This is a genomic window from Psychrobacillus sp. BM2, from assembly GCF_048572895.1.
Classification (GTDB): Bacteria; Bacillota; Bacilli; order Bacillales_A; family Planococcaceae; genus Psychrobacillus.
Genome location: NZ_CP183878.1, coordinates 274,996 through 298,486, shown reverse-complemented (window position 1 = coordinate 298,486; position 23,491 = coordinate 274,996). Strand labels below are relative to the sequence as shown.

Annotated in this window: 22 protein-coding genes and 1 other annotated feature; of the genes, 10 read left to right on the top strand and 12 right to left on the bottom strand. The window is 36.7% G+C overall.

Features of this window, described 5'->3' with window-relative positions; all coding sequences use genetic code 11:
* Nucleotides 1-19: 19 nt before the first annotated feature.
* Complete coding sequence (locus tag ACN6MX_RS01345; protein WP_419960896.1) at nucleotides 20-595, bottom strand: TetR/AcrR family transcriptional regulator; 576 nt, start codon at nucleotides 593-595, stop codon at nucleotides 20-22.
* Nucleotides 596-1,212: 617 nt separating this feature from the next.
* Between ACN6MX_RS01345 and ACN6MX_RS01340 the strand changes: the two genes are divergently transcribed.
* Nucleotides 1,213-1,986 (top strand): SDR family NAD(P)-dependent oxidoreductase, encoded by a 774-nt coding sequence (locus tag ACN6MX_RS01340; RefSeq protein WP_419960895.1) that lies wholly within the window; start codon nucleotides 1,213-1,215, stop codon nucleotides 1,984-1,986.
* Between the two features lie 313 nt (nucleotides 1,987-2,299).
* Here the strand turns inward: ACN6MX_RS01340 and dacB are convergent, their stop codons facing one another.
* Nucleotides 2,300-3,781: a D-alanyl-D-alanine carboxypeptidase/D-alanyl-D-alanine-endopeptidase gene (dacB, locus tag ACN6MX_RS01335; protein ID WP_419960894.1), complete on the bottom strand. Its 1,482-nt coding sequence runs from the start codon at nucleotides 3,779-3,781 to the stop codon at nucleotides 2,300-2,302.
* A 219-nt stretch (nucleotides 3,782-4,000) separates the two neighbouring features.
* Here dacB and ACN6MX_RS01330 point away from each other — a divergent pair, with 219 nt between their 5' ends.
* Together ACN6MX_RS01330 and ACN6MX_RS01325 are read left to right on the top strand one after the other, a co-directional pair.
* Nucleotides 4,001-4,345, top strand: a complete 345-nt coding sequence (locus ACN6MX_RS01330) for a PadR family transcriptional regulator (protein WP_419960893.1) — start codon at nucleotides 4,001-4,003, stop codon at nucleotides 4,343-4,345.
* The gene (locus tag ACN6MX_RS01325) at nucleotides 4,332-4,868 is read left to right on the top strand and encodes a DUF1129 family protein (protein WP_419960892.1); all 537 of its coding nucleotides are present in this window, start codon (nucleotides 4,332-4,334) and stop codon (nucleotides 4,866-4,868) included. Before ACN6MX_RS01330 ends, ACN6MX_RS01325 begins: the two co-directional genes overlap by 14 nt.
* A gap of 179 nt (nucleotides 4,869-5,047) precedes the next feature.
* Here the strand turns inward: ACN6MX_RS01325 and ACN6MX_RS01320 are convergent, their stop codons facing one another.
* The gene (locus ACN6MX_RS01320; RefSeq protein ID WP_419960891.1) at nucleotides 5,048-6,307 is read right to left on the bottom strand and encodes an erythromycin esterase family protein; all 1,260 of its coding nucleotides are present in this window, start codon (nucleotides 6,305-6,307) and stop codon (nucleotides 5,048-5,050) included.
* Nucleotides 6,308-6,403: 96 nt separating this feature from the next.
* Nucleotides 6,404-6,662, top strand: a binding site (T-box leader).
* Nucleotides 6,663-6,723: 61 nt separating this feature from the next.
* On the opposite strand from ACN6MX_RS01320, the gene ACN6MX_RS01315 reads away from it, so the two are divergent.
* The 3 genes from ACN6MX_RS01315 (at nucleotide 6,724) to ACN6MX_RS01305 (ending at nucleotide 9,494) form a co-directional block, all read left to right on the top strand.
* Entirely contained in the window at nucleotides 6,724-7,929 is a 1,206-nt protein-coding gene (locus ACN6MX_RS01315) for an MFS transporter (RefSeq protein ID WP_419960890.1), read from the top strand.
* Nucleotides 7,930-8,050: 121 nt separating this feature from the next.
* A complete protein-coding gene (locus ACN6MX_RS01310) occupies nucleotides 8,051-8,737 on the top strand; it encodes a TVP38/TMEM64 family protein (RefSeq protein ID WP_419960889.1) in 687 nt (228 codons plus the stop codon).
* Between the two features lie 19 nt (nucleotides 8,738-8,756).
* Entirely contained in the window at nucleotides 8,757-9,494 is a 738-nt protein-coding gene (locus ACN6MX_RS01305; protein WP_419960888.1) for a metallophosphoesterase family protein, read from the top strand.
* A 183-nt stretch (nucleotides 9,495-9,677) separates the two neighbouring features.
* Here the strand turns inward: ACN6MX_RS01305 and ACN6MX_RS01300 are convergent, their stop codons facing one another.
* Complete coding sequence (locus tag ACN6MX_RS01300; protein WP_419960887.1) at nucleotides 9,678-10,175, bottom strand: flavin reductase family protein; 498 nt, start codon at nucleotides 10,173-10,175, stop codon at nucleotides 9,678-9,680.
* Nucleotides 10,176-10,329: 154 nt separating this feature from the next.
* Between ACN6MX_RS01300 and ACN6MX_RS01295 the strand changes: the two genes are divergently transcribed.
* Complete coding sequence (locus ACN6MX_RS01295) at nucleotides 10,330-10,650, top strand: general stress protein (protein ID WP_419960886.1); 321 nt, start codon at nucleotides 10,330-10,332, stop codon at nucleotides 10,648-10,650.
* 481 nt (nucleotides 10,651-11,131) lie between these two features.
* On the opposite strand, the gene ACN6MX_RS01290 is transcribed toward ACN6MX_RS01295, so the two are convergent.
* The 4 genes from ACN6MX_RS01290 to ACN6MX_RS01275 all read right to left on the bottom strand — a co-directional run bounded on the left by ACN6MX_RS01290 (nucleotide 11,132) and on the right by ACN6MX_RS01275 (nucleotide 14,710).
* Complete coding sequence (locus tag ACN6MX_RS01290; RefSeq protein ID WP_419960885.1) at nucleotides 11,132-11,908, bottom strand: HpcH/HpaI aldolase family protein; 777 nt, start codon at nucleotides 11,906-11,908, stop codon at nucleotides 11,132-11,134.
* Between the two features lie 85 nt (nucleotides 11,909-11,993).
* Entirely contained in the window at nucleotides 11,994-12,377 is a 384-nt protein-coding gene (locus ACN6MX_RS01285; protein ID WP_419960884.1) for a cupin domain-containing protein, read from the bottom strand.
* 51 nt (nucleotides 12,378-12,428) lie between these two features.
* Complete coding sequence (locus ACN6MX_RS01280; RefSeq protein WP_419960883.1) at nucleotides 12,429-13,316, bottom strand: DUF6282 family protein; 888 nt, start codon at nucleotides 13,314-13,316, stop codon at nucleotides 12,429-12,431.
* A gap of 113 nt (nucleotides 13,317-13,429) precedes the next feature.
* On the bottom strand, nucleotides 13,430-14,710 hold the full coding sequence (locus ACN6MX_RS01275; protein ID WP_419960882.1) for an SLC13 family permease: 1,281 nt from the start codon (nucleotides 14,708-14,710) through the stop codon (nucleotides 13,430-13,432).
* Nucleotides 14,711-15,099: 389 nt separating this feature from the next.
* Between ACN6MX_RS01275 and ACN6MX_RS01270 the strand changes: the two genes are divergently transcribed.
* Nucleotides 15,100-15,774, top strand: a complete 675-nt coding sequence (locus ACN6MX_RS01270) for a Crp/Fnr family transcriptional regulator (protein ID WP_419960881.1) — start codon at nucleotides 15,100-15,102, stop codon at nucleotides 15,772-15,774.
* Nucleotides 15,775-15,880: 106 nt separating this feature from the next.
* On the opposite strand, the gene ACN6MX_RS01265 is transcribed toward ACN6MX_RS01270, so the two are convergent.
* On the bottom strand, nucleotides 15,881-16,039 hold the full coding sequence (locus ACN6MX_RS01265; RefSeq protein WP_419960880.1) for a hypothetical protein: 159 nt from the start codon (nucleotides 16,037-16,039) through the stop codon (nucleotides 15,881-15,883).
* Nucleotides 16,040-16,200: 161 nt separating this feature from the next.
* Between ACN6MX_RS01265 and ACN6MX_RS01260 the strand changes: the two genes are divergently transcribed.
* Entirely contained in the window at nucleotides 16,201-18,345 is a 2,145-nt protein-coding gene (locus tag ACN6MX_RS01260; RefSeq protein WP_419960879.1) for a DNA topoisomerase 3, read from the top strand.
* Nucleotides 18,346-18,727: 382 nt separating this feature from the next.
* On the opposite strand, the gene ACN6MX_RS01255 is transcribed toward ACN6MX_RS01260, so the two are convergent.
* From ACN6MX_RS01255 to ACN6MX_RS01245, 3 genes are all read right to left on the bottom strand, one after another.
* The gene (locus ACN6MX_RS01255) at nucleotides 18,728-19,957 is read right to left on the bottom strand and encodes a multidrug effflux MFS transporter (RefSeq protein ID WP_419960878.1); all 1,230 of its coding nucleotides are present in this window, start codon (nucleotides 19,955-19,957) and stop codon (nucleotides 18,728-18,730) included.
* 312 nt (nucleotides 19,958-20,269) lie between these two features.
* A complete protein-coding gene (locus tag ACN6MX_RS01250) occupies nucleotides 20,270-21,274 on the bottom strand; it encodes a P1 family peptidase (RefSeq protein ID WP_419962525.1) in 1,005 nt (334 codons plus the stop codon).
* Nucleotides 21,275-21,311: 37 nt separating this feature from the next.
* On the bottom strand, nucleotides 21,312-22,700 hold the full coding sequence (locus ACN6MX_RS01245) for a bifunctional metallophosphatase/5'-nucleotidase (protein ID WP_419960877.1): 1,389 nt from the start codon (nucleotides 22,698-22,700) through the stop codon (nucleotides 21,312-21,314).
* 137 nt (nucleotides 22,701-22,837) lie between these two features.
* On the opposite strand from ACN6MX_RS01245, the gene ACN6MX_RS01240 reads away from it, so the two are divergent.
* The gene (locus tag ACN6MX_RS01240; protein ID WP_419960876.1) at nucleotides 22,838-23,338 is read left to right on the top strand and encodes a TspO/MBR family protein; all 501 of its coding nucleotides are present in this window, start codon (nucleotides 22,838-22,840) and stop codon (nucleotides 23,336-23,338) included.
* The last annotated feature ends 153 nt before the right edge of the window (nucleotides 23,339-23,491 follow it).

The window sequence follows — 23,491 nt, the reverse complement described above, 5'->3', positions numbered from 1 at the left end:
AAAGTGACAAGTATGTCAATTAATCTTTCTTAAACATTCCATCACTTAAAATCTCCTTGATGGAAGCTATCCATTCATCATTCGGAATCCCAAAATGATTGGGAATAGCAATAGTTTGAAAAATCATCCCAAGAATTATAGCATCAGATAGATGACTTTTAATCACTTGCTCTTTCTTCCCCTGCTCGATCAATCCTTGAAATTGTTTGTACATATTAATGTAATATGTATTTAACTGTGTCTGATTGGATAGGTCACGATCGGAAGACTTTTTAGGAATTTGATTGATAATCTCCACTACCTGATGAATCTCACTATGACTAAAAATAAAATCAATAACTAGATACAACTGTGTTTGGAAATCTCCGGTTTTATCAAGCTCACTAAAACCTTGGAGAAAGTGATTCATTTCATACATCAGAAACTCCGAAATCAATTCATCTTTGTTCTCATAATATTTATATATACTTCCACGAGAAACCTCCATCACCGAGGCTAACTTGCTAAATGTAAAGGAATCATATCCATCCCCAATTAGCAATAACTTCGTTGCTTTAAATAACTCGTCATCTGTAAACTTACGCTCACGTGCCACTTATCTCACCTCACTACACAATTAGTATAGTACATAGATGAAAAGTTAAACAACCCTTTAAAATCACCATTTAAATAAAAGCATATTAAATAGTAAAATCCAAACAAAGTCGATTTCTGCTCTAAACGTGACGAATATTTCATCCCTCCAATCTCTATATAAATTTTTAATGTCCATGCTCTCTTCTTTTAAAGAAAATGATAATACCATGAGCCAACATATAGTTTCGGGAATGTTTCATTTCTTTAAGAAATACCGGGCAAAAATGCCCAGTCCTTATAGTTCAAAAACTGTATCTTTCGTTTTCGAAGTACTTCGGACAGACGTTTTGCTATAGGATTACCGAGTGAATTTTTATTGAGTATTGGCAATCTTAAGGCGTTTGCCCCGCATTAACGGGCAGTAGAGAACTGCCCGTTAATGCCCGAATGGTTCAACTAACAATCAATGGGGAATGAAGCCCCACTGACTGAAGTTTCACTTTATCTGTCCGTCGACCTTCTACAATACTGTGTGGAGCAAAGTAAATTGACAAGTTTCTACACATATAGTATGTTGAGTTCGAGACGTTTTTATCTCGAATTCAAAATACTATATTTAAAAAAGGAGTGTTTTTAATGGGTAAATTTGAAAATAAGGTAATTATCGTGACAGGTGCAGCAGGTGGAATTGGAAAAGTAACAGCTAAAAAGCTAGCTGATGAGGGAGCTAAATTGGCTCTTGTTGATTTAAATTTAGAAGCTGTTCAACAAGTGATTGTTGATTTAGGCTTAGATGAAACTCGTGCTATTGCTCTTCAAGCCAATGTGGCAAAAGAAGAGGAAGTTAAGGCGTATGTAGATGAAACAGTTTCAAAGTTCGGTCAAATTGATGCATTCTTTAACAACGCAGGTGTTGAAGGAACAACAAAGCCAATCGAAGAGTATCCAATTGAAACATTTGATTTGGTTTACAATGTCAACATTAAAGGAGCTTTCCTAGGGTTGAAATATGTGTTGCCAGTGTTGAAAAAACAAGGATTTGGTGCTGTCGTTAACACTGCAAGCGGAGCAGGACTAATGGCTTCTCCTGGTATGGTTGGCTATATCATGTCGAAACATGCGTTAATTGGTATCACTCGTGTAGCCGCTCTTGAAGCAGCTCCCTTCGGTGTACGTGTCAATGCCGTTGCTCCTGGAATCATCAATACACGCATGATGCGTCAAATTGAAGAAAATACGCTTCCCGGTCAAGGAGAAGCAGCTACAAAAGCATTCGCTCAAGCCGTTCCGATGGGACGCTACGGCGAACCTGAAGAAGTCGCAAATGTAGTATCATTCTTATTATCTGATGAAGCATCATATGTCAATCAATCTATCTACACAGTTGACGGTGGACAATTGAATCAATAAAACACATCCCTTAGGGGGTGTTTTTTTATTAAATTTTTTAATATAATTCATGATGTCTAAGATACTACTGAACATTATGTATATAAACAAAATCTCTTGCAGGAGCATTCATTAGAGACAAAAGTTAAGGAAACATCTTTTGCCGACACCTCGTATCCAGCATCTTCCAGGACCGAGGAGGCTCGACCACGATCGCTGAAAGTGTCCATCTGTAACAGAAATCAACAGTTATTTTATCTAAGCTAATTTTAAATTCATCTTTATGCAAACAAAAGCGTCACCGGTGCTTAACACAGGTGACGCTTCGCTATTACTAATGATTAGCAATCATTGTAGCAATTCTATCAAGAACGGGGATTGTACTCGACTTATTTTTCTCTGTTAACACGGTAAATATAAGTGTCTCACCACTTTTAGTTTTTGCATATCCAGCGAGGGATTTTATATTTTCTAAACTACCAGTTTTAGCTGTTATGTTCCCTCTAACACCAGTAGCTTTCAATCTATTCCGAAGAGTTCCACCTACAAAACGATCAGACATTCCCGCTACTGGAAGGCTTTTACTATACGTCTTATACCAAGGCTCTGACTGGACTGCATAAAGTAAAAGTGATAATTCTCTAGTTGTAATCTTGTTTGAATAAGACATACCAGATGCGTCTTCGAATTTCCATTTAGTACTGTCTAATCCAATAGCATCCACATATTCTCTCATAACTTTTAAACCTGCATTCCAACTTCCTTCTCCATACTTCACTTTCCCCATCTCTTTTGCTAACATTTCCGCATGGGTATTATTACTTAACTTCATAAATGGAATGATTATATCCTTTAACGGCTTAGACCTTTTAGATTCTAAAATCGTTGCATCATTAGGTGTTTTCCCTTTCATTACTATAGAAGTAGGTATAAATGTGATACCCTTTGCTTGTAATGACTTTTTAAATATGTCTAATGTATATAATGTTGGATCTGTCACGGAAATCCATTCCTTCGCCCCATAAGTTCCAATAGGTGAGTTTCCAGAAATAATTACTTTATTAGTACCTATCTGTCGAGTAATTTTCAACGTGTTTTTGTATCCTTTAGGAACGGTTCTGGATTTGTTGACTACTTGTAACACACTTGTTTGGGGAGCCAGCGTTACTTTAGCTACTTTCCCATTTGTTGAAGGCAGCGCTTGAACTATTACTGATCCAGCGTCAAAATCACTATTGGGTGAAACTGTTAGAGCAGAAATTGGTGCTGCATAATAATATGGCTCGTCCTCCGCTAAAATACCTGCAGACAGTCGAACAGAATCATACCATGTGTCATCCCCTACTACATTTCCAGAAATCCTGTTAATGCCCAGTTTTACTAAGCTATTTGCAAAATTATCAAAGTCAGTCTTTAGTAAGGTTGGATCTCCTTTTCCTTGCAAATATAAATTCCCATTCAAAACACCACTTTGTACTTGTCCATCGGTATAAATGGCTGTTGGGAAGCGATAGTCTTCCCCGAGCGTTTCTAGCGCTGCTGCTGCAGTTAACAGTTTTAATGAAGACGCAGGCGTTATCCCTATATCTCCGTTATATTGATATACTATTTCACCAGTAGATGCTTTTCGTACCGTAAGAGCTGTTGTTGCACTTTTCATACGGCTATCCGCCATTATAGTGTTAATTTTGCTTTTTAGATTATTGTACGAAGTAGCAGCCTCTACAGTATTATCCTCACCTGTAGAAATAAAAATAGAACCACTAATCATAACGATTGAAACGACAGAAACTAATAACTTTTTCCAAATTTCCACTATGTACCTCCTACATTCATTATTAAAGTTACTGTTAGTTTATCATGAAGTTGTCAGATAATAAGAGTCTTTTTTAATCCTTGCAAGAAATTGGACCTTTTACCTAGTAGACATAATTTTAAACTTTCTTTATACTAGGTTTCACTACTTTGTAAAACAAGGTAGCTTTTTTTAAACACCACTACTTTGTTTTACAAGATAGTGAAAGGGAGACGAAACATGTCTATTAGAAGTCAGCTACTTAAAGGAATTCTTGATGGCTGTGTACTCGCCGTTATCGAAAAAGAAGCCGTTTACGGTTATGAATTGTCTAAGAAGCTTCAAAAAGTCGGCTTAGAAGATGTGAGCGAAGGTACTATCTATCCCGTTTTATTAAGACTTCAAAAAAACAAGCTTATTATCGGTGAAATGAAACCTTCCGAATCTGGACCTAACCGTAAGTATTATTCATTAACTTCTGAAGGCAAAGAGGCTCTTGAAGTAATTTCCATAGAGTGGAATCAGCTATCAGTACCTATTAACGCTTTATTATCGAAAGGGGATGGGACATTTGAAAGCGAGTGAATTAATCGAACAAAACAATCAAAAAAGAGCGTTATTGACGGAGGAAAATGAGAAATATTACACGAATTTATTACTCTATATCCGAACTAAGCTAACCTTATCTGAGCAGCAATCAGAGGAAGTTTTAATGGAAATGTTAGATCATCTAATAGAAGGTCAAAAGGACGGGAAAACCGCGTTAGAAATCTTTGGCGATGATCCTAAGGGATACGCAGATGAGATCGCAAGCCATCTACCACATGGAAATAAACGCGATAGCTTTCTATTTATGTGTGAAATAGCTATAAATTTAATTGGATGGTTTTTAATAATGCGCAGTATAATAATTCCCATAATCGGAGGTGAAGATTCAGAAAAAGTATATGTCACTTCTTCCCTACTTCTTATCATATTGATAATGATTATGACAGCATTAGGAGTAAAAATGATTTTCGGGTTAATAAGTCAAAAATCTTTCGATGAAAAGGCTACGGATAAAAAGCTGATGATTAAGGCTGGATTATACGGCGCTGTGGGTTTTTAGTTATTGCGATCATTAGTTTTTTTATAAAGGAAGTCGGTCCATCCTTTACATTACAATGGCAAATTTCTCTTGGCTTAGGCTCTATATTATTACTGATAACGTGGTTAATGAAAAAATCTAGATTGTAGGCAATATAGACAGATGGAGAATTCGTTGACTTCTCCATCTGTACTTGTTCTTCATTCATTAACTTGGATTGGTGATAATGCACTTGTTTCATCTATATAAATAAAGGCATCATATCTACTCCCGATTTTAGAAGGCACATAATTCCCATAAGCTTCAAAGTCTGGATTATACACGACACCAATAGCTCGGTGCCCTACCCAATCATTAAAGAATATTCGATTCTCCTCGTCAAAAAGCAGCAACTTATCGATGGCTTCCACACGATGTAATATTTCTTCCCAGGAATCCTTTCTAGCAGGTGGAACAGTCATTTTCTTAGGAATAGTTCCCCACTCATCTGCTGCAATAACCTTCCCTCTATGAGTTCCGAAACCAACTGCAAAGACATTTTCTGATTTGTTCTGTAAACGAAGAATTTCTCCAACGTTTGTCATACCTTCTTCTTTCATATCCGTTGCGGACGCATCTCCAATATGAGTGTTATGTGCCCAAATAATTATTTTTGCATCTTTTCCATGATAATCCATCATTTCATTAATCACTTCGACCATATGCTCATCACGAACATTCCATGAAAGTTCATCACTTCGAACCATCGCCCGGTAATACTCTTCTGCGTGTTGAGCAACTAATGCATTTATTTTTAAATTTAAATCTGCTTCCTGTTCAGCTTCATATTGCTTTTCATTATTACGAATTGAGGCCACTAACTTCACCACTTCTTCCACACATGCATCTGAAATGTGGATAGAAGAAAAAGCATACGTTTCGGGATGACGGTTAAAAGGCTCAAAACAGGAAATTGCCTTCTTAGCAAAAGCCATATCTGTTCCTCCGGGATTCATTTTACGCAAATAACTTATTACCTCATCTAAAGATTCCCATAAACTATACACATCGATTCCATAAAATCCTATTTTCCTGTTATCTTCTATTTCCATATTATATTTTTCTAGCCACTTGATCAATTCAGAAATCTCCTCATTTGCCCACATCCATGTCGGCCAACGTTCGAAAGCTTTTAGTACATTCTGTTCGCTAACCTTTGCGTCGTATCCTTTCATAAATCTATTTACTCGCTGAGTGGATGGCCAATCCCCTTCTACTGCAATTAGATTAAAACCTTTTTCTTCTATTAACCGCTTGGATAACTCTGTTCGAACTTTATAAAATTCCGACGTCCCGTGACTAGCTTCCCCTAGTAGAACAATTTTCGCATCTCCAATCGCATTTATAAGAGGATTCAAATCCTCAGGAGTATTAAATGGCAATGCAAACTTTTTTATAGCTTCTGTAAGAGATTTCATCATAGACCCTCCTTTTCCTTTAAAGTTTGCGTTCACCTAACTTTTTTATACTTTTATTCAATATTTAAAGGAAAATATGATATGATATGATATAAAAAATTAAAAGCTATGAAGAGAAGAGTAAGTATCTAAGTTTCTTTACAGAGAGCCCTGTTAGCTGCAAATGGGTAAGAATGACGTTACTGAAACAAGCCTCTGAGCCTCACGTAGGACTTGTAAAACCAAGGTATTATGTGACAGTCGCTCCTGTTATCGAGCTAGGGTATAAGCATGTTTACATGCCGTACTTGAAAAGGCCACTAATGGTGACATTAGGGCAAACTAGGGTGGCACCACGACATATTATCTCGTCCCTAAGACAGCAGTCTTGGGGGTGGGATTTTTTTATTGGCCAAATTAAATATGTCGGAGGTTTTAGCATGAATTCATTCAAATGGAAGTTTCCTATTATATATTTATGTTCCGTTGGAATTGCCAATATCGGAGGATGGATATACTTATTAGCAATCAACTTAATGGTATTAGAAATAACAGGATCTGCTTTGGCAGTTGTAGCATTATATATTATTAAACCTATCACCAAGTTATTAGTTGGACCTTGGGCTGGTAGTCTCATTGACCGTGTATCTACTAAGTGTATTATGGTGTGTTTAGATGTGATAAGAGCAATATTAATCTTCTTTATCCCTTTTTCTGATTCCATTTTATTCATTTATATGCTAGTGTTTTTTATCCAAATGGCTGGGGCAATATTTGAGCCGGCATCCTTTACTTACATGACGCTTTTGCTACCGGAAAATATACGACACCGATTCAACGCAATTCTTAGCTTTGTCCATTCGGGTGCATTTGTGACTGGTCCACTAATTGCTGGTATATTATTTATGATTGGTTCTCTTGAAGAAGTATTATTTGTAAATGTCGTTATTTTTCTAGTATGTGCTGCTCTTACACTTCTACTTCCTAGGAAAATAACTACAGCTACTGTTGAAAATTCAAGAATAACTTGGTTGAATATCCGAAATGATTGGAGTTTAGTTCTACGTTTTAGTAGAAAAGCAATTCCTTTTTTCGTCTTATATATGATGTTTCAAACGGTAATGTTACTAACTGCTGCATTAGATTCAATGGAAGTGACCTTTGCCAAGAAGGTCCTTCATTTAACCAATACTGGCTATGGATCTCTTGTCACTATTGCTGGGATTGGCTTTTTAGTTGGTGCCATCTGCACGAATGTATTAGTAAGATTCGCTCCTGCTAAACTGTTGATGAGTGTCGGGACACTTTTTGTCTCTGTTGGTTATGTTATTTACAGTTTTTCTACAGCATATTTGTTAGCTAGTATAGGATTTTTTGTACTTTCATTTTTTCTATCCATTGCAAACACAGGATTTATGACATATATTCAATCCAATATCCCAGCCGAAATGATGGGGAGAATATCTAGCCTTTATGAGATGTTATCGAGTGTTATACAAATTATCGTTATTCTTTTTTTAGGATTGGCGTCTCAATGGTTTTCTGTAAAAGAGGTAGTCATTTGCGGTTCTATTCTAATGTTTTGTGTTGCGCTCTACTTAATTTTACTTTCAGCTAATCAACTTAAAAAGAAATTGGTCTTATAGAATTGGTCTTTACTTAATTCAATTGAATATCTTTATAAGAAGAGTGTCTAAAAGTTTTTTGTAACCTTAAACCATGGTACGATTGGATAATAAAGTGAAAAGGACCAGGTGACGTTAACAAATGAAGAATAAAATTCAACATCTTACAAAAAGACAATGGATTATATGGGGCGGTTTGCTGTTAATTATAGTTTTCGTCTTCTTTAACAAAGATATTGTTACGTCTTTATTGCATGGAGATATAGATGGGGTCCAACTATTTCTAGAAAGAAATATCGGCTATGCTCTATTTTTTATGGCCATAGTGATGCTCATACAAAATTCATTTACTATATTCCCACTTATCATAGTTATTACGATCAATATCACTTTATTTGGATTTTTGAACGGCTTTTTATGGAGTTGGTTTACGAGTGTAATTGCTTCTATCATTGTGCTATACGGTGTACGCTATATTTTCCAAGAAATTATTATCGAAAAGTTCAATAAAGGATTAATAGAAAAGGTAGATGCAAATGGTTTTGCTTATGTACTTCAAGGAAGACTTTTCCCTTTTATCCCAACTAGTCTGATTAATATTTTGTCTGGTCTTAGCACTATACGCATTGTGCCTTTCACTATAGCTACTGCAATTGGAAATTTCCTGTATTTCTTTATTCTTGCACTAATTCCAGCTGGAATACTCTCATCTGACTTAGATGAATATGTCATTTTCGGCGTTATTTTCGCAACAATTCTTATTTATTATTTATTGAAGTATGTAAAGCACAAAAAGAAATCTACAGAAAAAGTAGAGTCGGTAGATTAAGTTGTAGGAGTGATTATTTTTGAAGGTAGCGATTATTACAGATATTCATGGAAACGTACTTGCATTACAATCAGTATTGAATGAAATAGATGCTAGAAGAGATGTGCAAGAGATTTGGTGCCTGGGGGATATGATTGCCATGGGACCGGATACAAATGAAGTTTTAAATATACTATTTGAACGCTCCGATGTTCGAATAATTACCGGTAATCATGATGAGGCAATACTGTCCCTTGTTTTAGGTGAAGGACATCCCGAAAGCTATAACCATACACGTGAACATCATGAATGGATTGCTAACCAACTGTCCGAACAAAGTATTGAACGGCTTCGCCTTTTACCTAGAACGATAGCAAAAGAAATTAACGGTACGCGTCTATTTGGCATTCACTACCATATAGAAGCACATATGCGTGAAGCTCATATTAGAGATGAGCCCTTTTATACTATTTTAGAGCCTACACTTGATAACATGGAAACGATGTTCGGTGATTATCACGCAGACATTATTTGCTTTGGGCATAATCATCCAGAACATCTATTTCAAACGAACGATAAAATATACTTAAATCCAGGTTCTCTTGGGGTATCCAAAGGTAATACTGCTCCGTATGCAATAGTGGACTTTTCTTCCATTAAACCAGAAATTTCTATCCATCACGTCGCTTATGACAAAAAATCTTTTTTACAAAAGTTCGAAACACTCCAAGTTCCACAAAGGGAAATACTGTTTAAGCTTTTTTATACCGAGGAATAATTTTGAGAAAAACTCACCCAATTATTGCAAGCTTGGGTGAGTTTTTTTACTTATTTGCTTTCCCACTGGATTTACTTGTGCTTCTCATTTCGTTACTTGCTCTCAAGTGGCATTTATTCACAAAAAGGAAATTATTTACAATTAATTATATAAAAAGGACATCCATCAGGATATCCTTTTCAATCATTTATAAAACTCTGTCGGTATAGCTCCGATATTTCTACGGTGATACAGTAAAGGTTCTTTTGCAGCATTTTGTATATGCAGTACTTCACCTATCATAATTGTATGATCGCCAGCTTCTACTTTATTAAAAACTTTACATTCTAATGTTGCTAAAGAATTCGAAAGCACCGGCAAATTCAACTCTGACTTGTTCCATTCACACTGAGCAAATCTATCCTCCACTTTACTAGCGAATAAATTACAAATATCTCCTTGATCTGCTGCTAGAATATTCACCGTAAACTTATCTACTTTTAAAAACTCTTCATAGGAATATACCCTTTTATCAATAGACCATAATATTAATAATGGATCTAACGAAACAGAAGCGAAGGAATTTACAGTCATTCCCATTGGTTTACCATCACTATTAAAAGCAGTAACTACAGTGACTCCTGTAGGGTAATTACCCATTGCAGCTTTAAAGCTGGCTACTTGATCTAATTTATTTTCCATCTAGATAACATCCATTCTCTTTTTCTTTTAAGCATATCAAAACCAACCATTTCTTTCACATATTTGGATTCCTTCGAACCTTTTTTGTTTAAAGTAACTAGTACGGGGTAAATATAAACTAGAACACATTACTAACAAAATGGAGGAATTATACATGACAGTCAAACTAACAGTTGAAAATGCAGTTCAAGCTAAACAAGAAATTGAAAAACTTGAGACACAAGGATACGTTCGAGACAATATTCATATTTTCGCCCATTTTAAAGAACGAGCAGATGATATCAATGATGCGCTCGACACTTCAGAAGTAGGTATGAAGGAACAAGGTTTTTTACAATCCTTTAAAAACATGTTTACCTCTCGTGGAGATGAGCTTCGTGCCAAAATGGAAGCAGCTGGCATCTCTAAACAAGAGGCAGAAGCGGCTGAAAAAGAACTTGATGAAGGCAAATTAGTAATTATTGCTCATAACTGATTAATGGAATTCCATCCCATTCCCTCCTAGGAATGGGATTTTTATTTGTATTTTTTATTTACTAAGTCACAATTACAGGAACCATTATTATTTGAAAGGGAGATGGTGAAGCCGGTTATTTTAACATATGGTATTTATCGTTATTGCACTCATTATTTTCACTTCAAGGATTTCCATTTTAAAGTAAAATCGACAAATCCCCTTATTTATTATTACAAAAAGCAATAATAAATAAGGGGGTGTTCTCAAGTAAAATCAGATACCAATTATATGTGGAATGGATTGCCTATTACTATGGCGAAAAAAGCGAGTAATTAGAAAGGTTTAGTGGTACACCTCATCATTGATAATCAATCTATTAAATAAGGAACTAGTACTTAAAAAATTAATAAAAAAAGGATGGTGAAGCAGATATCATTCCTGCTTCACCATCCTTTTTCGTTTATAGTCTGCAATATTTTCAACTACCATTCTTATTTAGTTATTCTGACAGATTTTTTCTAACCGTATCGATATGATTTTTAGTCTGGCTTTTGAAGAATCCGAGGTCATTCATGATCGTAACAAACTGAAAACCTTGTTGAATTCGTTTTGCTGCTTCTTCCGCCGTACCAGTGACGATTCCAGGTACGATATTGTGCTTCTTACAAGCTTCCAGTACCGTATTAATCGCAGCTTGTAAATCAGTATTGTTATTGTCACCAAAACAGCCCATATCCTGCGATAAATCAGCTGTTCCAATAAAGATGCAGTCAAGACCTGGTGTCTGGCAAATCTCTTCAATATTTTCGACACCCTTCCTAGTTTCACACTGCATTATGACATAGGTGTTATCGTTCACTTCGCCTTTGTTGTAATTTTCATACCATCCCCATCTTGGTCCGCGCCCTGCGCCTATCCCTCTTTTTCCAAGAGGTGCAAGCTTCATATTTTCAATAATATATTGGGCTTGCTCTTTAGCTTCCACCATAGGGATCATCAAACCATGAATTCCAACATCTAGCATTCGGGACATCATAGGGCCATCATTTGAATGATAAACGCGGGCGAGCGGTGCCATGTCATATAGTTCCGCAGCTCGTATCATATTCACCATAGTTTCCATATCAGTTTGGGCATGCTCCATATCAATAAGGACAAAATCGAAATCATTAAGTCCTAAAATCTCTACATTAGTCGGTGAGCCAGAAGCAACGAACGCACCCAAAACATGACCGTTTTTCTCCAACTTCTCTTTGACCAAATTACGCATCTTCATTATCTACTCTCTCCTTTGAGCCACTACAGATAACAATATTAAACTCTGAACTAATCAGGCAAATTAGCTAGGCATAGATCGATATTTATTTACGGTAGTTTTCTATGAATTTACCGTACGATTCATTGTACTCTTCTCTTAGAGGATAGAAGATATCCATATTGAGCACTGGTACAGGGCTGTCGTAGACTTCAATATAATGCTCCACACCAGCTGGAACAGTAATCCAAGAACCTTTTGTCATTCGGTATGGAATACCGTCTACATAGTAGTCACATTCACCTTCCAAGATCAGTGCAATTTGTTCATTCTCTTCATGGCTATGCGGATTCTTCTCATTGCCATTTTCAATTTTATTGATTGTGACATTAATGTGTTCTGCACCCATACCGAATACTTTTCGCGTAATGCCTTCTCTCACAAATTGCCAAGGAAGGTTCTCCAGGTTGCCATAATCGATGTTTGTCATTTTAATTTCCTCCTGTTTTATATTATTATTTTCCGGTGTTTCTTCTATTCATTATTGGAAATTGAACAACTCTTTTGGATTCTTCTTAGTCATGATGCTAATTTCTTCTTCAGTGATTCCAAAATGTTCTTCCAAGGCATTGACGAAATTATACATTCCTTCTACCGGTGAGCCATTAGCAGCCTGACCATAGTCTGTATCAATAATGATGCGGTCCACACCACAAGCATCTATCATTTCTTTCGCCACGGACAGATCCACTACTGCTTCCACTTTCGAACCGCTATCTTTAAACACACAGGCGTTAATCTCAATATAGGCACCCATCTCTGCCCATCTCTTCATATCTTCAATGGTTGCTCCTACCTGATAATGCGGGTGCGTTACTAGGACACGTTTCATCCCTAATTCAAAGGCTTTTTTGACTGAAGCGTCTACTTCAATTTCGTTGCCATGTCCAGTTGCCAATACCATATCATGCTTGGCCAAATACTTAATTACTTCCACGGCTTTAGGATTGAGATTTCCATTTTCATCAGCGATAGCGATTGGCTCTTCCTCTACATCAGAGGTACCTGCTCCACCAACAAATCCTGTTTCTTTGTGACCGTCGATATGAGTTTTAGAAGAGACGGTCGGAAAGTAAACCATTGCCGTACCCATTTGTCTGGCTTTATCCACAGCATCGACATTAAGACCACCAACTGCGTTATTCAGAACCAGGCATCCGTAAACCTTACAAGTGCCGTTTCCTAAATGCTTCTCAACCATTTTCGTTCCCAAGAGTGCTGGTATATAGTGATCTTTTACGACGAATCCTGCATAACCGTCTTCTTCCGCCAACTTCAGCATTTCGGCAGCATCCACTGCTCTGTTTGCTGTGGATGGTCCACAGTGCACATGCACATCATACATACCTTTTAAAATACTTCTATTCATTTCTATTCCTCCTCATATTATATAGTTAAGAACAAAACCTTTTTCATCTAGTTAAGTAAAATAAATTACTATGTCATTAAGATTGATAACTGATTGAAGTAGAGTAAGTAGAATTATAAGCCTGTAGTTATTCTATATATACCAGTATTCGCTAGGATTCCAGCGAGAATCGAAATCACAATTGCCACTAGGAACAGCTTATTAAAGACTTTCGTTCTTTCCTCAACACTAGGTTTGAATAATGTCCCGTAAGCAGCAAGAACCATCGCACCACCTAGCGACAAGGGACTAATGGCAGCCGTGAATCCGCCATTGATAACTGTGCTGATCAATTCAATATCCATGAACGAATTCCCGTTCGATAAATTCAACACATCGATTGAAGGAATCAAAGTCGGAATCGGTCCCGCAATCGCTAGTGAGAAGAAGGACATAATCGACGAAGTGATACCAAGTAAAGGCGCCAACGTCCACTCTGTAGAAATTGAAGACAACATACTATCTAAAAGAGTTAACCCGCCCAATGTATCAATAACACTAAGAAGGTTCCCAATTCCTATACATAGGAATATTGTTTCCCAGGGTACTCCCAGAAAGGCATCCTTTTCGTCGGCAGCCTTAACCAACAGCAGGATTATACTGAAAACTAGCGCAGTGAGACCTGCATGTGTTTTTAAAAACATAATCGCAAGAATCATCAATACTAGCATCAACAATGTCAATTTTTGCTGCCTACTGAAAGCTGGAAGTTTGATTGACCCTGCACTACCTTCCAAGGACAATGTACCGTCTGCCTGTTGTTTTCTTTTCCATCCGCGAAAAGCAATATAAACTAAAATTCCTGCTATAGAGAACAGGATTACACCATTTAGTAGAATTTGTGTTGCATAATTAGGAAATCCAGCATCACTGACAATCAAGTTGGCTGTATTCCCAAACACGCCTACCGGTGTCATAAGCGTAGCGTTCGCGCCAAAGATGGTCAGAACGCCTATCATAATAGGATTGTAGCCCATCTGGTAACCAACACTCATAGTAATTGCAGGCAACACCACATAACCCGTCAAACCACCTGGATCGACAACCGTTATGAGAGCGCTTACTATAAAGACTATAAGGGGGTACAAGATAGCAAAACGGTCAAATGATACAAACAGTTTCTTGGATAAAAGTTCCAAGGATCCATTATTTTGTGCAATTGCAAAGAAGAAAAACATTCCAAACAAATTCAGAAAAAGGCTCGTAGGAAAGCCGCTTATCACTTCGTTGCTTGACAATCCGCCTATCATTCCTAGTACTATTGCCACCGCAAGTGATATAATTCCTATATTTTTTTTCGCGTAAACTCCCACTGCGATTACAAAGATTAGGGATAATAAAGAAATTACTGCCATTTAACCCCTTCTTTCTATACTTTTTTAGCCAGTTTGCCAAAATAATTGAAGTAAACTCCCATTATTATGTCTAACTGTTTATGTAATTATAGATTATCAAAATGATGTAAGCGGTTTCTATATCATTTGATACACCCATTTATTATTAATTCACTAAATTTAGAGTGGAAAGAGATATTGAAGAGAAAGATTAGTATAATGAATGGAATGAGGACAGTTTTTTTGATACCTGAGCAAGACACTATTTTAAAAACACACTACAATTGTATAATCCCAAAGAACAAATCCAATTATATTAAATTCTTTCGGGATTTGTTTTAAGTGTTTTTATTCAAAGTGTGAATTGTCATAATTGCACAGGCACCTTTATAGAGAGAGGATTGAACAGTGTGGGGAAAAACAATCTTTTTTTCGAAAACCAGTTTACAGATTTCAAGCCTTTTTTATTGGAAATCGGGGAAAGGTACTTGTTGGAGAAAGGCAGTGTCATAACCAATAATCTCGATACCTTATACTTGTACTACGTAGAGAGCGGCATCTTTAAATTATCGGTCAACCACATTGAAGGAGACAGCAAGACAATTTGCTTCCACGGAGAGGGTTCGATTTGCCCCTACTCCTTAAGCAGACCAATCAATGGCAATTTCCATATTGATGTCGATTTCTTCATGATAACCGCCATCACCGATATCCAGACGATTCGCATCCAACCGAAAGATTTCTATCAGGCACTGAAGGATAATCCCGATTTAAGCATCGCGATGCTGGATTATGTCATTATGCATTCCAATCTATTCATGCACGAATCTGTTACCCTCAGCTATGATTCTGCCTTTGTTAAGACCTGCAACATCGTTTACATGTACAACCACTACTTGAACAAGATAGGTATTAACCTTACCCAGGCAGAAATAGGTGAAATCATTGGAGAAACAAGGCTAGAGGTTGCCCGTTCCCTTAAAAAATTGCGCGATCAAGGAATCATTCAAACATCCCGAAATTGCATTGAAGTACTTGATCCAGAAGCCCTCAAACTCAACTGTAATCTGGATTTTGTTTACTGATTAGATAACCAAAAACTCGTTTTACATCGATAAATACCTCCTGATTTCTTCAAGAAGTTCAGGTGAAAGAATGAAAGGTTTTATTGGATTAAGATTTTAAAACTCCTTATTGAATTGCATAAGGTTTATTGAACATATAATCATCTGCACTTTGTTCATATAGGAATACTTCTTCAAAACCTGTTTGACCACCATTTTTAGAACATTGTGAGACAATTTTTTTGTATGTATCACCACGTATAATTAAAGATTTTTTCCTTTGCAATTATCTTGGTTTCATCACAATTCTTGTTAATACATCGCATTTACCTTATAAACCGTCGTAACTGTATTTAAACTCCACAACTACCAAACAGTTGTATTCAAACCAATTTTCCTACATAATAATAAGAACTAATGTTTCTTTTGATCGAAAGAGGTGCTACCATGAAACCGGTCATCCTAGCCGAAAAACCAAGTCAGGCAAAAGCATATGCAGATGCTTTTAAAGTTAAACGACACGAAGGTTATTTAGAGATTAACCCATGTCCTATTTTTCCAGAGGGCGCCTATATTACATGGGGAATTGGGCACCTAGTTGAATTAAAAGAACCAAAAACATATGATCCCAAATGGAATAAATGGTCTTTAGCAAGTTTGCCTATTTTGCCAGAGAAGTACGAATTTCAGATTGCCAAAGGGAAATTCAAGCAGTTTTCTGTAGTGAAAAAATTACTTAAATCTACTAATACGGTTATTAATGCATGCGACGTAGATCGCGAAGGATCGAATATCTTCTATAGTATATACAATCAAAGCGGGGCCCGCGGTCAAACGATTAAACGTTTATGGATCAATTCTTTAGAGGTTGATGAAGTACTGAAAGGCTTTAGTAATTTACAGGACAATCGTAAGGATCTTTTATTGTACGACGAAGCCAAGGCTCGCCAAATCAGTGATTGGTTAGTAGGGATGAATGGCTCCAGATTATATTCTCTTTTATTGCAGGAGCAAGGTATTAAGGAAGTATTTCCAATCGGAAGAGTCCAATCACCGACTATTTTCTTGATTTACCAAAGACAGATGGAAATTGAAAACTTTGTTTCGGAACCATTCTTTGAAATCGAAGCTATATTTACAGCTGAACATGGTACCTATAAAGGGAAAGCTAAAGCTAAGGAACCGAAAAGGGAAATTATTCAAGACCTTCTAGCAAAACATAACATCCATCCAAATTCATCTGGGATTATTACTTCCATAGAAAAGATAGATAAGCGAATGCCACCTCCACAGCTCCATTCGTTATCCACATTGCAAGCAACTGCCAACCGATTGTGGAAAACGAGCCCTGCGAATGTATTAAAGACAATGCAAGGGCTATATGAAAAGAAACTGGTGACCTATCCAAGGACAGATTCCCGATATATTACACCAAGTGAATTTTCTTATATCGCTGGACAAGTATCGGAATATCAGCAGCTTATCGAGTGTCCCTTCCCGGTTGCTTCACTCTCACCAAAAAAGCGTTATGTGGATAATTCGAAAGTACAAGAGCATCATGCGATCATACCTACGAAAAAGCTCCCTTCTCAAGCTAAACTTGCCGGACTATCTAGTATGGAAAGGAATTTATACGAAGAAATCGTTCGCACAACACTTGCTATGTTCCATACAGATTATTTATATACGGAAACGAAAGTGACAACGAATGTAAATGGATTGCCTTTCTTTACGACTGGAAAGACAGAACATGATAAAGGTTGGAAATCATTATTTGTACGTTCTTCTAAAGAAACAGAAAAAGAGGAATCTTCCCTACCTACGCTACGTGAGCAGGAGATAGTAGAAAGTAATATTGATATAATAGAGGGAAAAACGCAGCCTCCAAAGCCTTACACAGAAGGTCAACTCATCGCCATGATGAAAACTTGTGGGAAACTTGTGGATAATAAAAATGAAACAGAAATTTTAAAAGAAGTAGAAGGTCTTGGTACAGAAGCAACTCGAAGCGGGATCATTGAAACGATTAAACGCCACGGCTATATTGATGTCACGAAAAATATCGTCTCTATTACGGATAAAGGACGAGTCCTCTGTCAGGCTATTGAGGGTAATCTTCTTGCTAGTCCATCGATGACGGCTAAATGGGAAGCTTACTTACGAAAAATTGGAAATGGCGAAGGCTCGATGGATCGTTTTCTAGGTAGCATCGCAAAGTTTATCCAGAGCTTAATGGATGAGGTCCCAAATCATTTAAAAACAAAACAAATTGATATAAAGCTAGCTCCTCGACCATCAAAATATGATTCTAAATTCAAGAGAGATCCTATTGTAACCTGTCCTAAATGTCAAAAGGGATCCATCATTGCCCATAAAAGTTTTTATGGTTGCACCGAATATAAAAATGGTTGTACCCAGACATTTAATGGATACTTTTTAAAGAAAAAAATAACACCTAGCCAAATAAAGCTTCTTTGTACAAAAGGAAAAACAAATATGATCAAAGGATTTGAAGCTGAAAACGGTCAAAAATTTGATGCCAGCCTCTCTTTTATAGAAGGTAAAGTGAAGCTAGATTTTGCTAAGGAATAATAAGATGAATAGGATGTCCATTCCAAATATAAAGGACATCCTATTTTATACTACTGCTTAATCTTTTCTAAAAATTTTGAGCCATAAGAGAATGGTCAATCGCTTTCATTATCGCTAACACAACAGCAACACCCACAATTCCTTTATGTTGCAATATGTCTACATTTTCTAGTTCAAAATTCATGAAATGCGTTATCTGTATGGAGGTTATACACTCAAACTTCGCAAAGAGAAAGTGGTTGGTATGCCTTGATACGGCCTTGATACGGCCTTGATACGGCCTTGATACGGCCTTGATACGGCCTTGTACTCTTTTAATAGCTTACTTTATTACGCAATATAAAAATAAAAAACTTAGTTTACTTGGGTCTAAAACAAACCATCAAATGTTTTTCATATTTAATTCACTTTTTCTCACAAATAACATAAAGATTACTAAAGCAATACTGCTACAAAAAACAATTATGATTCCCATTGGCCAAGCCGTTTGATCACCTGCTATTCCAACGAGCGGAGAAACGATCGCCCCACCGATAAAAGGAAGTAGCCCAAGGAACGCAGAAGCGCTTCCTGCAGAATTCCCTTGTCTTTGCATCCCAAGTGAAAACGAAGAAGTTGAAACCATCCCAACACTTGATACGACTAAAAATAGAGCAGGAATCATTGCGAACAAAGGCATTTTATATATAATCACTAATAACAACAAAACACTACCTATAAATGACAATAGGACACCACTGAAAAGTAATTTTACTTCCTCAATGGTACTTGACAGTCTCCCTGTTACTTGCGCTGCGATTATAATCCCCATACCATTCAGTGCAAACAACATAGAAAATTGTTGCGGCGTAACATTGTAAAGGTTTTGCAAGACAAACGGTGAACCCGCGATGTACGCGAACATACTCGTCATAATTAGTGCTTGTGTACATGCAATCCCCATAAAGAGACGATCCTTTAATAAATATCCAAATGTCTTAAGGACTGCCAATATGCTACCTTCCGTCCTTTTTTCTTTAGGTAGCGTCTCCGGTAGAAAGAGTAGTACACCTAAAAACATAATCAGGCCGATAATTGCTAAAATAATAAACACAGCATTCCACGAGGTAAAGTTTAAAACTATTCCCCCGGCAATCGGTGCTAGAATCGGTGCGGCACCATTTACAAGTGCAAGCAATGCGATAAATTTCGTTAAATCTTTACCTGAGTACAAATCGCGAGTGGACGCACGGGCAATCACGATTCCTGCTGCCCCGGTCACCCCTTGCACGAAACGCAAACCAATAAAGACCCAGATATGCGTACTAAAGGCACATAATACTGAGGCGATTGCGTAAACAATAAGCGTATATACTAGCGGTCTGCGCCTTCCATGAATATCACTTAACGGACCAAATATTAGCTGGCCAACCGCAATACCCACCAAACAAGCGGTTAAACTTAATTGTGCTAGGGATGTCGTCGTTTGTAAATCACCGGCAACAATCGGTAGTGCTGGCAAATACATATCCAGCGATAATGGCCCGAATGCAGTGAGTGAACCTAATAGGAGCACAATCCATACTTTGGAAAACGATTTCGGAACTTTACTATCATTTTCTAATCTATTCATAAAGTAGCATAGTTCCTTTCAATTTATAATGGATTTTCATTTATTAATAATTGTTACAAAATCACGAATAACCTTCGTAATTGCCCAGTTGGGATTCATTCAATGAAAATAATTTCAATTGAGTTAAATTATTAATCAATTTCCGCAGAACGAATGGGGTCGCAAAATCGTGATATAGTCGGGAGAACCAACGCCCATTTCACTAGTTGAATTTATCAAGTTATTAAGTAAAAAACATATTTCTATAATTGCGTTAAAACATCTACAGCAGCCTTTCTCTTTACTTCTTACCGACTTATTATGACCGGATACTCAGTCAAACGGATATGCATATGCAATGTTACCCATTCTTCCTTCAGTAGTTACCGCTTGGGACATTGAATTTAATATTGCTTCTTCCGTCACTTCAGCCGCTCCTTGAAAAAGATCGTTCATGATTGGATGATCATCCCTCAGTTGGATACTAGTTTCTACACTTTCCTCTGTAAAGTGTGCAACTTTATTTGCTGTAGAGAATGCAATAACTACATCTCCACTGCCATTACTAAAATGACTACCCGTTCTTCCAAGTCCTATACCACATCTCTTTGCCACTCTCTTTAGCTGTCTACTGCTAAGCGGAGCATCTGTTGCCAAGACAATCATAATAGAACCATCGGCTGGCTTTGGAAAAGTTGGGACTGGAATCGCTTCTTTTACTTTATATTGTTCGCTTTGAAAATCTTCTGGTCGACCAAAATTACTAAGGACTAAACAACCAATAGTATAATCTTCAACAATACGAGAGGAAGAACCAATACCACCTTTGTATCCAAAACAAATCATTCCTTTTCCTGCTCCTATCGCACCTTCTGCAGAAACGTCCGATGAAGCTTGTTGAATACATTCTATCGCATGCTTCGGCTCGATTGGAAATTTCCGAATCGAATTTAATCGACTGTCATTGCACTCACCTACAACTATATTAATCGTTCCAGTTGTATCTCCTATTTCAGCGTTTCTTTCTAGCATATACTCAAGAGTCCCTTGAGAAACTGCTGGAATACCAAATGTGTTCGTCAGCATGATCGGTGATTCGATTAACCCTAGCTCATTCACTTGTACAAGACCGGTTGTTTTTCCAAAACCGTTTAAGATATAACTTGCTCCAACTACTTTCTGTTGAAATAAATTATCTCCATGGGGCAAAATCGCTGTTACTCCAGTACAAGCATGTTCCCCTTCATTAAGCGGACTGTCTAATGTAACATGACCAACTTTCACACCATGAACATCTGTTATGCAATTTTTTTCTCCAACAGGGAATCTTCCAATCATTATACCCCGTTGTCTAATTTTTTTAGGCTCCACGTTTCTATCCCCTTATTTTAGAAACTTCTTTCCATTTTTGAATAAAAGATTCCTCACAAAAGTCTTGTTTTTCCCCATATAAACGCAGAACATCTTTTATTTCTTCCCCTAAATATTTTTCATTTCGATTGTTAGCAAGACTGGGATATCCAGAACCTCTTTGTAAATAATCGGAGCTACCGACTAAATACCATCTTTCCTCTTCTAATAATTCCTCATTTACGTAGATTGCATGAATATTCTTCCCATCATGTTCTATTTGAAGTCCCGAAACATGCAGCCTCCCTACAAATCTCCCTCTAAATCCTGGACCTCTTCCATCTGCCAAGCATATTTGCGCATCTAATGACTGCTCCAATGCTTCTTGTAAATGCTTACCTTGAATCTCAAAGGAAGTTGGATTTAATGGAGAAGGACATATCTCGATTAGTTTTTTTCGTGTCATTTCATGAAATATTCCTGCATTACAAATACCACTATTGATAAGACCAATTTCTGTTCCCAATATATCCTTCAAGCCGTCAGCTATTAAATTAGTAATTGGGTTTTCCTCCACAACGTCATGCCACAAAGGATGTACCACTGTATATATAGGTTTACTTAATGCTTCTATAGCACTCCCTTTGTTTAATCTTAAAATAGATTCTATCTGTTCATTCTCTTCTATGTTTTGCGTTGAAATAGTCTCTGAATGGACAAGCTGAGCTTTTCCATCCTGTATTTCTAATTCTATAATACCGACATGCTCCCCATAATTACCTGCGCTATTCATAATTGTCGTATCAATAATCTTTGCTTGCTCAAATAATTTATGATCATGCGCAGAAATAATAATATCAATCTCTTTTATCTCTTCAGCAAGTGGTTCATCTGCAAAGGTGCCTACATGGCTTAATAAAATACAAATGTCATACTTACCTTCGTTTTTATTTATCTCTTCTTTTATAGCTTTAGAATAGTCAGTCATATGGATACCTAGTCCATCATTAAATACTCCCATGTCAGGAGAAGATCCTGTAATAAGAATTCGAAGCCCGTTTTTTTCTAAAATAACGCTAGGTTTAACTCCATTTATATAGGAACGATCTTTTTTAAACAAATTATTACTTATAAAAGGAATAGGGCTATTACTTGCCATATGCTCTAATGTGTCTATTCCATTGAACATCTCGTTGTTGCCAATCGTTATTGCATCGTATCCTGCAGCTTCTAATAGCTCTATAGCAGCGATGCCTCTAGTACCTTGAAGCTCAATACTTTTAAAATCGGCAAAATCTCCTCCGTCTAATATAATTGTGTCTTCGTCTTTATGTTGATTGATTAAAGTAACTACTTTTTTAAAGTTTTCAAAATTACTATGTACGTCGTTTGTATGAATAATTTTAAGTCTCATATTTTCCTCCACAGTATCTATATTAATTTCATAATTATACCATATTCTAATTTTTCAATTTACTTAAATTTTATAAGTATAGATTATTTTAATAAGTTTAGGGAATAAAACAATAAATCAATTTAGGAGGTTGGAAAATGGAAGTGCTGCAAGTAGATGGTCGTATTAACAGAAAAAAATTAGCAATTAGTATTCTAATCCCGGTAATCGGTGGCTCTATTACTGGTTGGATTGCCAATAAAAATGCTCAGGAAAAATACAAAAAACTAAAACAGCCATCCTTCTCACCACCTGGTGCTGTTTTTCCAATTGTTTGGACTGCTCTTTACGCCACAATGGGAATCGCTAAATACCGTGTAGACCAAAAAATGAAAAATATGAGGAATGGTTCTTCACCTGCTGGCCCTTTATATGACTTACAATTAGGATTGAATTTTTTATGGTCTTTTCTATTTTTCCGTTGGGGATTACGTGGAACTGCACTTCTTGAAATTAGCCTTATGCTAGCATGCATTGCATTAACTGCTTATGAATTTCAGCAAGTGGATAAAACAGCAGGAGTACTAATGATTCCATATGTTGGATGGGTTACTTTTGCATTAGGACTGAATTATGCGGTTTGGAAATTGAATAAATAACTAAAAAAGCACGCACTATGGGGTATGCTAAAGTTAATCAGATATTGATTAAATTTAGCAAATACCTTCTTCTTATTTTAAAAAATGAGGCTTGGACATAACTAATCTTTAAATTTGAAAAACATGCAATCGGTAACTCGATATCAGTTTTTT

Coding starts and splice junctions, on each gene's coding strand:
- ACN6MX_RS01340 (WP_419960895.1), top strand. CDS start 1,213: ATGGGTAAATTTGAAAATAAGGTAATTATCGTGACAGGTGCAGCAGGT.
- ACN6MX_RS01330 (WP_419960893.1), top strand. CDS start 4,001: ATGTCTATTAGAAGTCAGCTACTTAAAGGAATTCTTGATGGCTGTGTA.
- ACN6MX_RS01320 (WP_419960891.1), bottom strand. CDS start 6,307: ATGATGAAATCTCTTACAGAAGCTATAAAAAAGTTTGCATTGCCATTT.
- ACN6MX_RS01315 (WP_419960890.1), top strand. CDS start 6,724: ATGAATTCATTCAAATGGAAGTTTCCTATTATATATTTATGTTCCGTT.
- ACN6MX_RS01310 (WP_419960889.1), top strand. CDS start 8,051: ATGAAGAATAAAATTCAACATCTTACAAAAAGACAATGGATTATATGG.
- ACN6MX_RS01300 (WP_419960887.1), bottom strand. CDS start 10,175: ATGGAAAATAAATTAGATCAAGTAGCCAGCTTTAAAGCTGCAATGGGT.
- ACN6MX_RS01295 (WP_419960886.1), top strand. CDS start 10,330: ATGACAGTCAAACTAACAGTTGAAAATGCAGTTCAAGCTAAACAAGAA.
- ACN6MX_RS01290 (WP_419960885.1), bottom strand. CDS start 11,908: ATGAAGATGCGTAATTTGGTCAAAGAGAAGTTGGAGAAAAACGGTCAT.
- ACN6MX_RS01285 (WP_419960884.1), bottom strand. CDS start 12,377: ATGACAAACATCGATTATGGCAACCTGGAGAACCTTCCTTGGCAATTT.
- ACN6MX_RS01280 (WP_419960883.1), bottom strand. CDS start 13,316: ATGAATAGAAGTATTTTAAAAGGTATGTATGATGTGCATGTGCACTGT.
- ACN6MX_RS01275 (WP_419960882.1), bottom strand. CDS start 14,710: ATGGCAGTAATTTCTTTATTATCCCTAATCTTTGTAATCGCAGTGGGA.
- ACN6MX_RS01260 (WP_419960879.1), top strand. CDS start 16,201: ATGAAACCGGTCATCCTAGCCGAAAAACCAAGTCAGGCAAAAGCATAT.
- ACN6MX_RS01255 (WP_419960878.1), bottom strand. CDS start 19,957: ATGAATAGATTAGAAAATGATAGTAAAGTTCCGAAATCGTTTTCCAAA.
- ACN6MX_RS01250 (WP_419962525.1), bottom strand. CDS start 21,274: ATGATTGGAAGATTCCCTGTTGGAGAAAAAAATTGCATAACAGATGTT.
- ACN6MX_RS01245 (WP_419960877.1), bottom strand. CDS start 22,700: ATGAGACTTAAAATTATTCATACAAACGACGTACATAGTAATTTTGAA.
- ACN6MX_RS01240 (WP_419960876.1), top strand. CDS start 22,838: ATGGAAGTGCTGCAAGTAGATGGTCGTATTAACAGAAAAAAATTAGCA.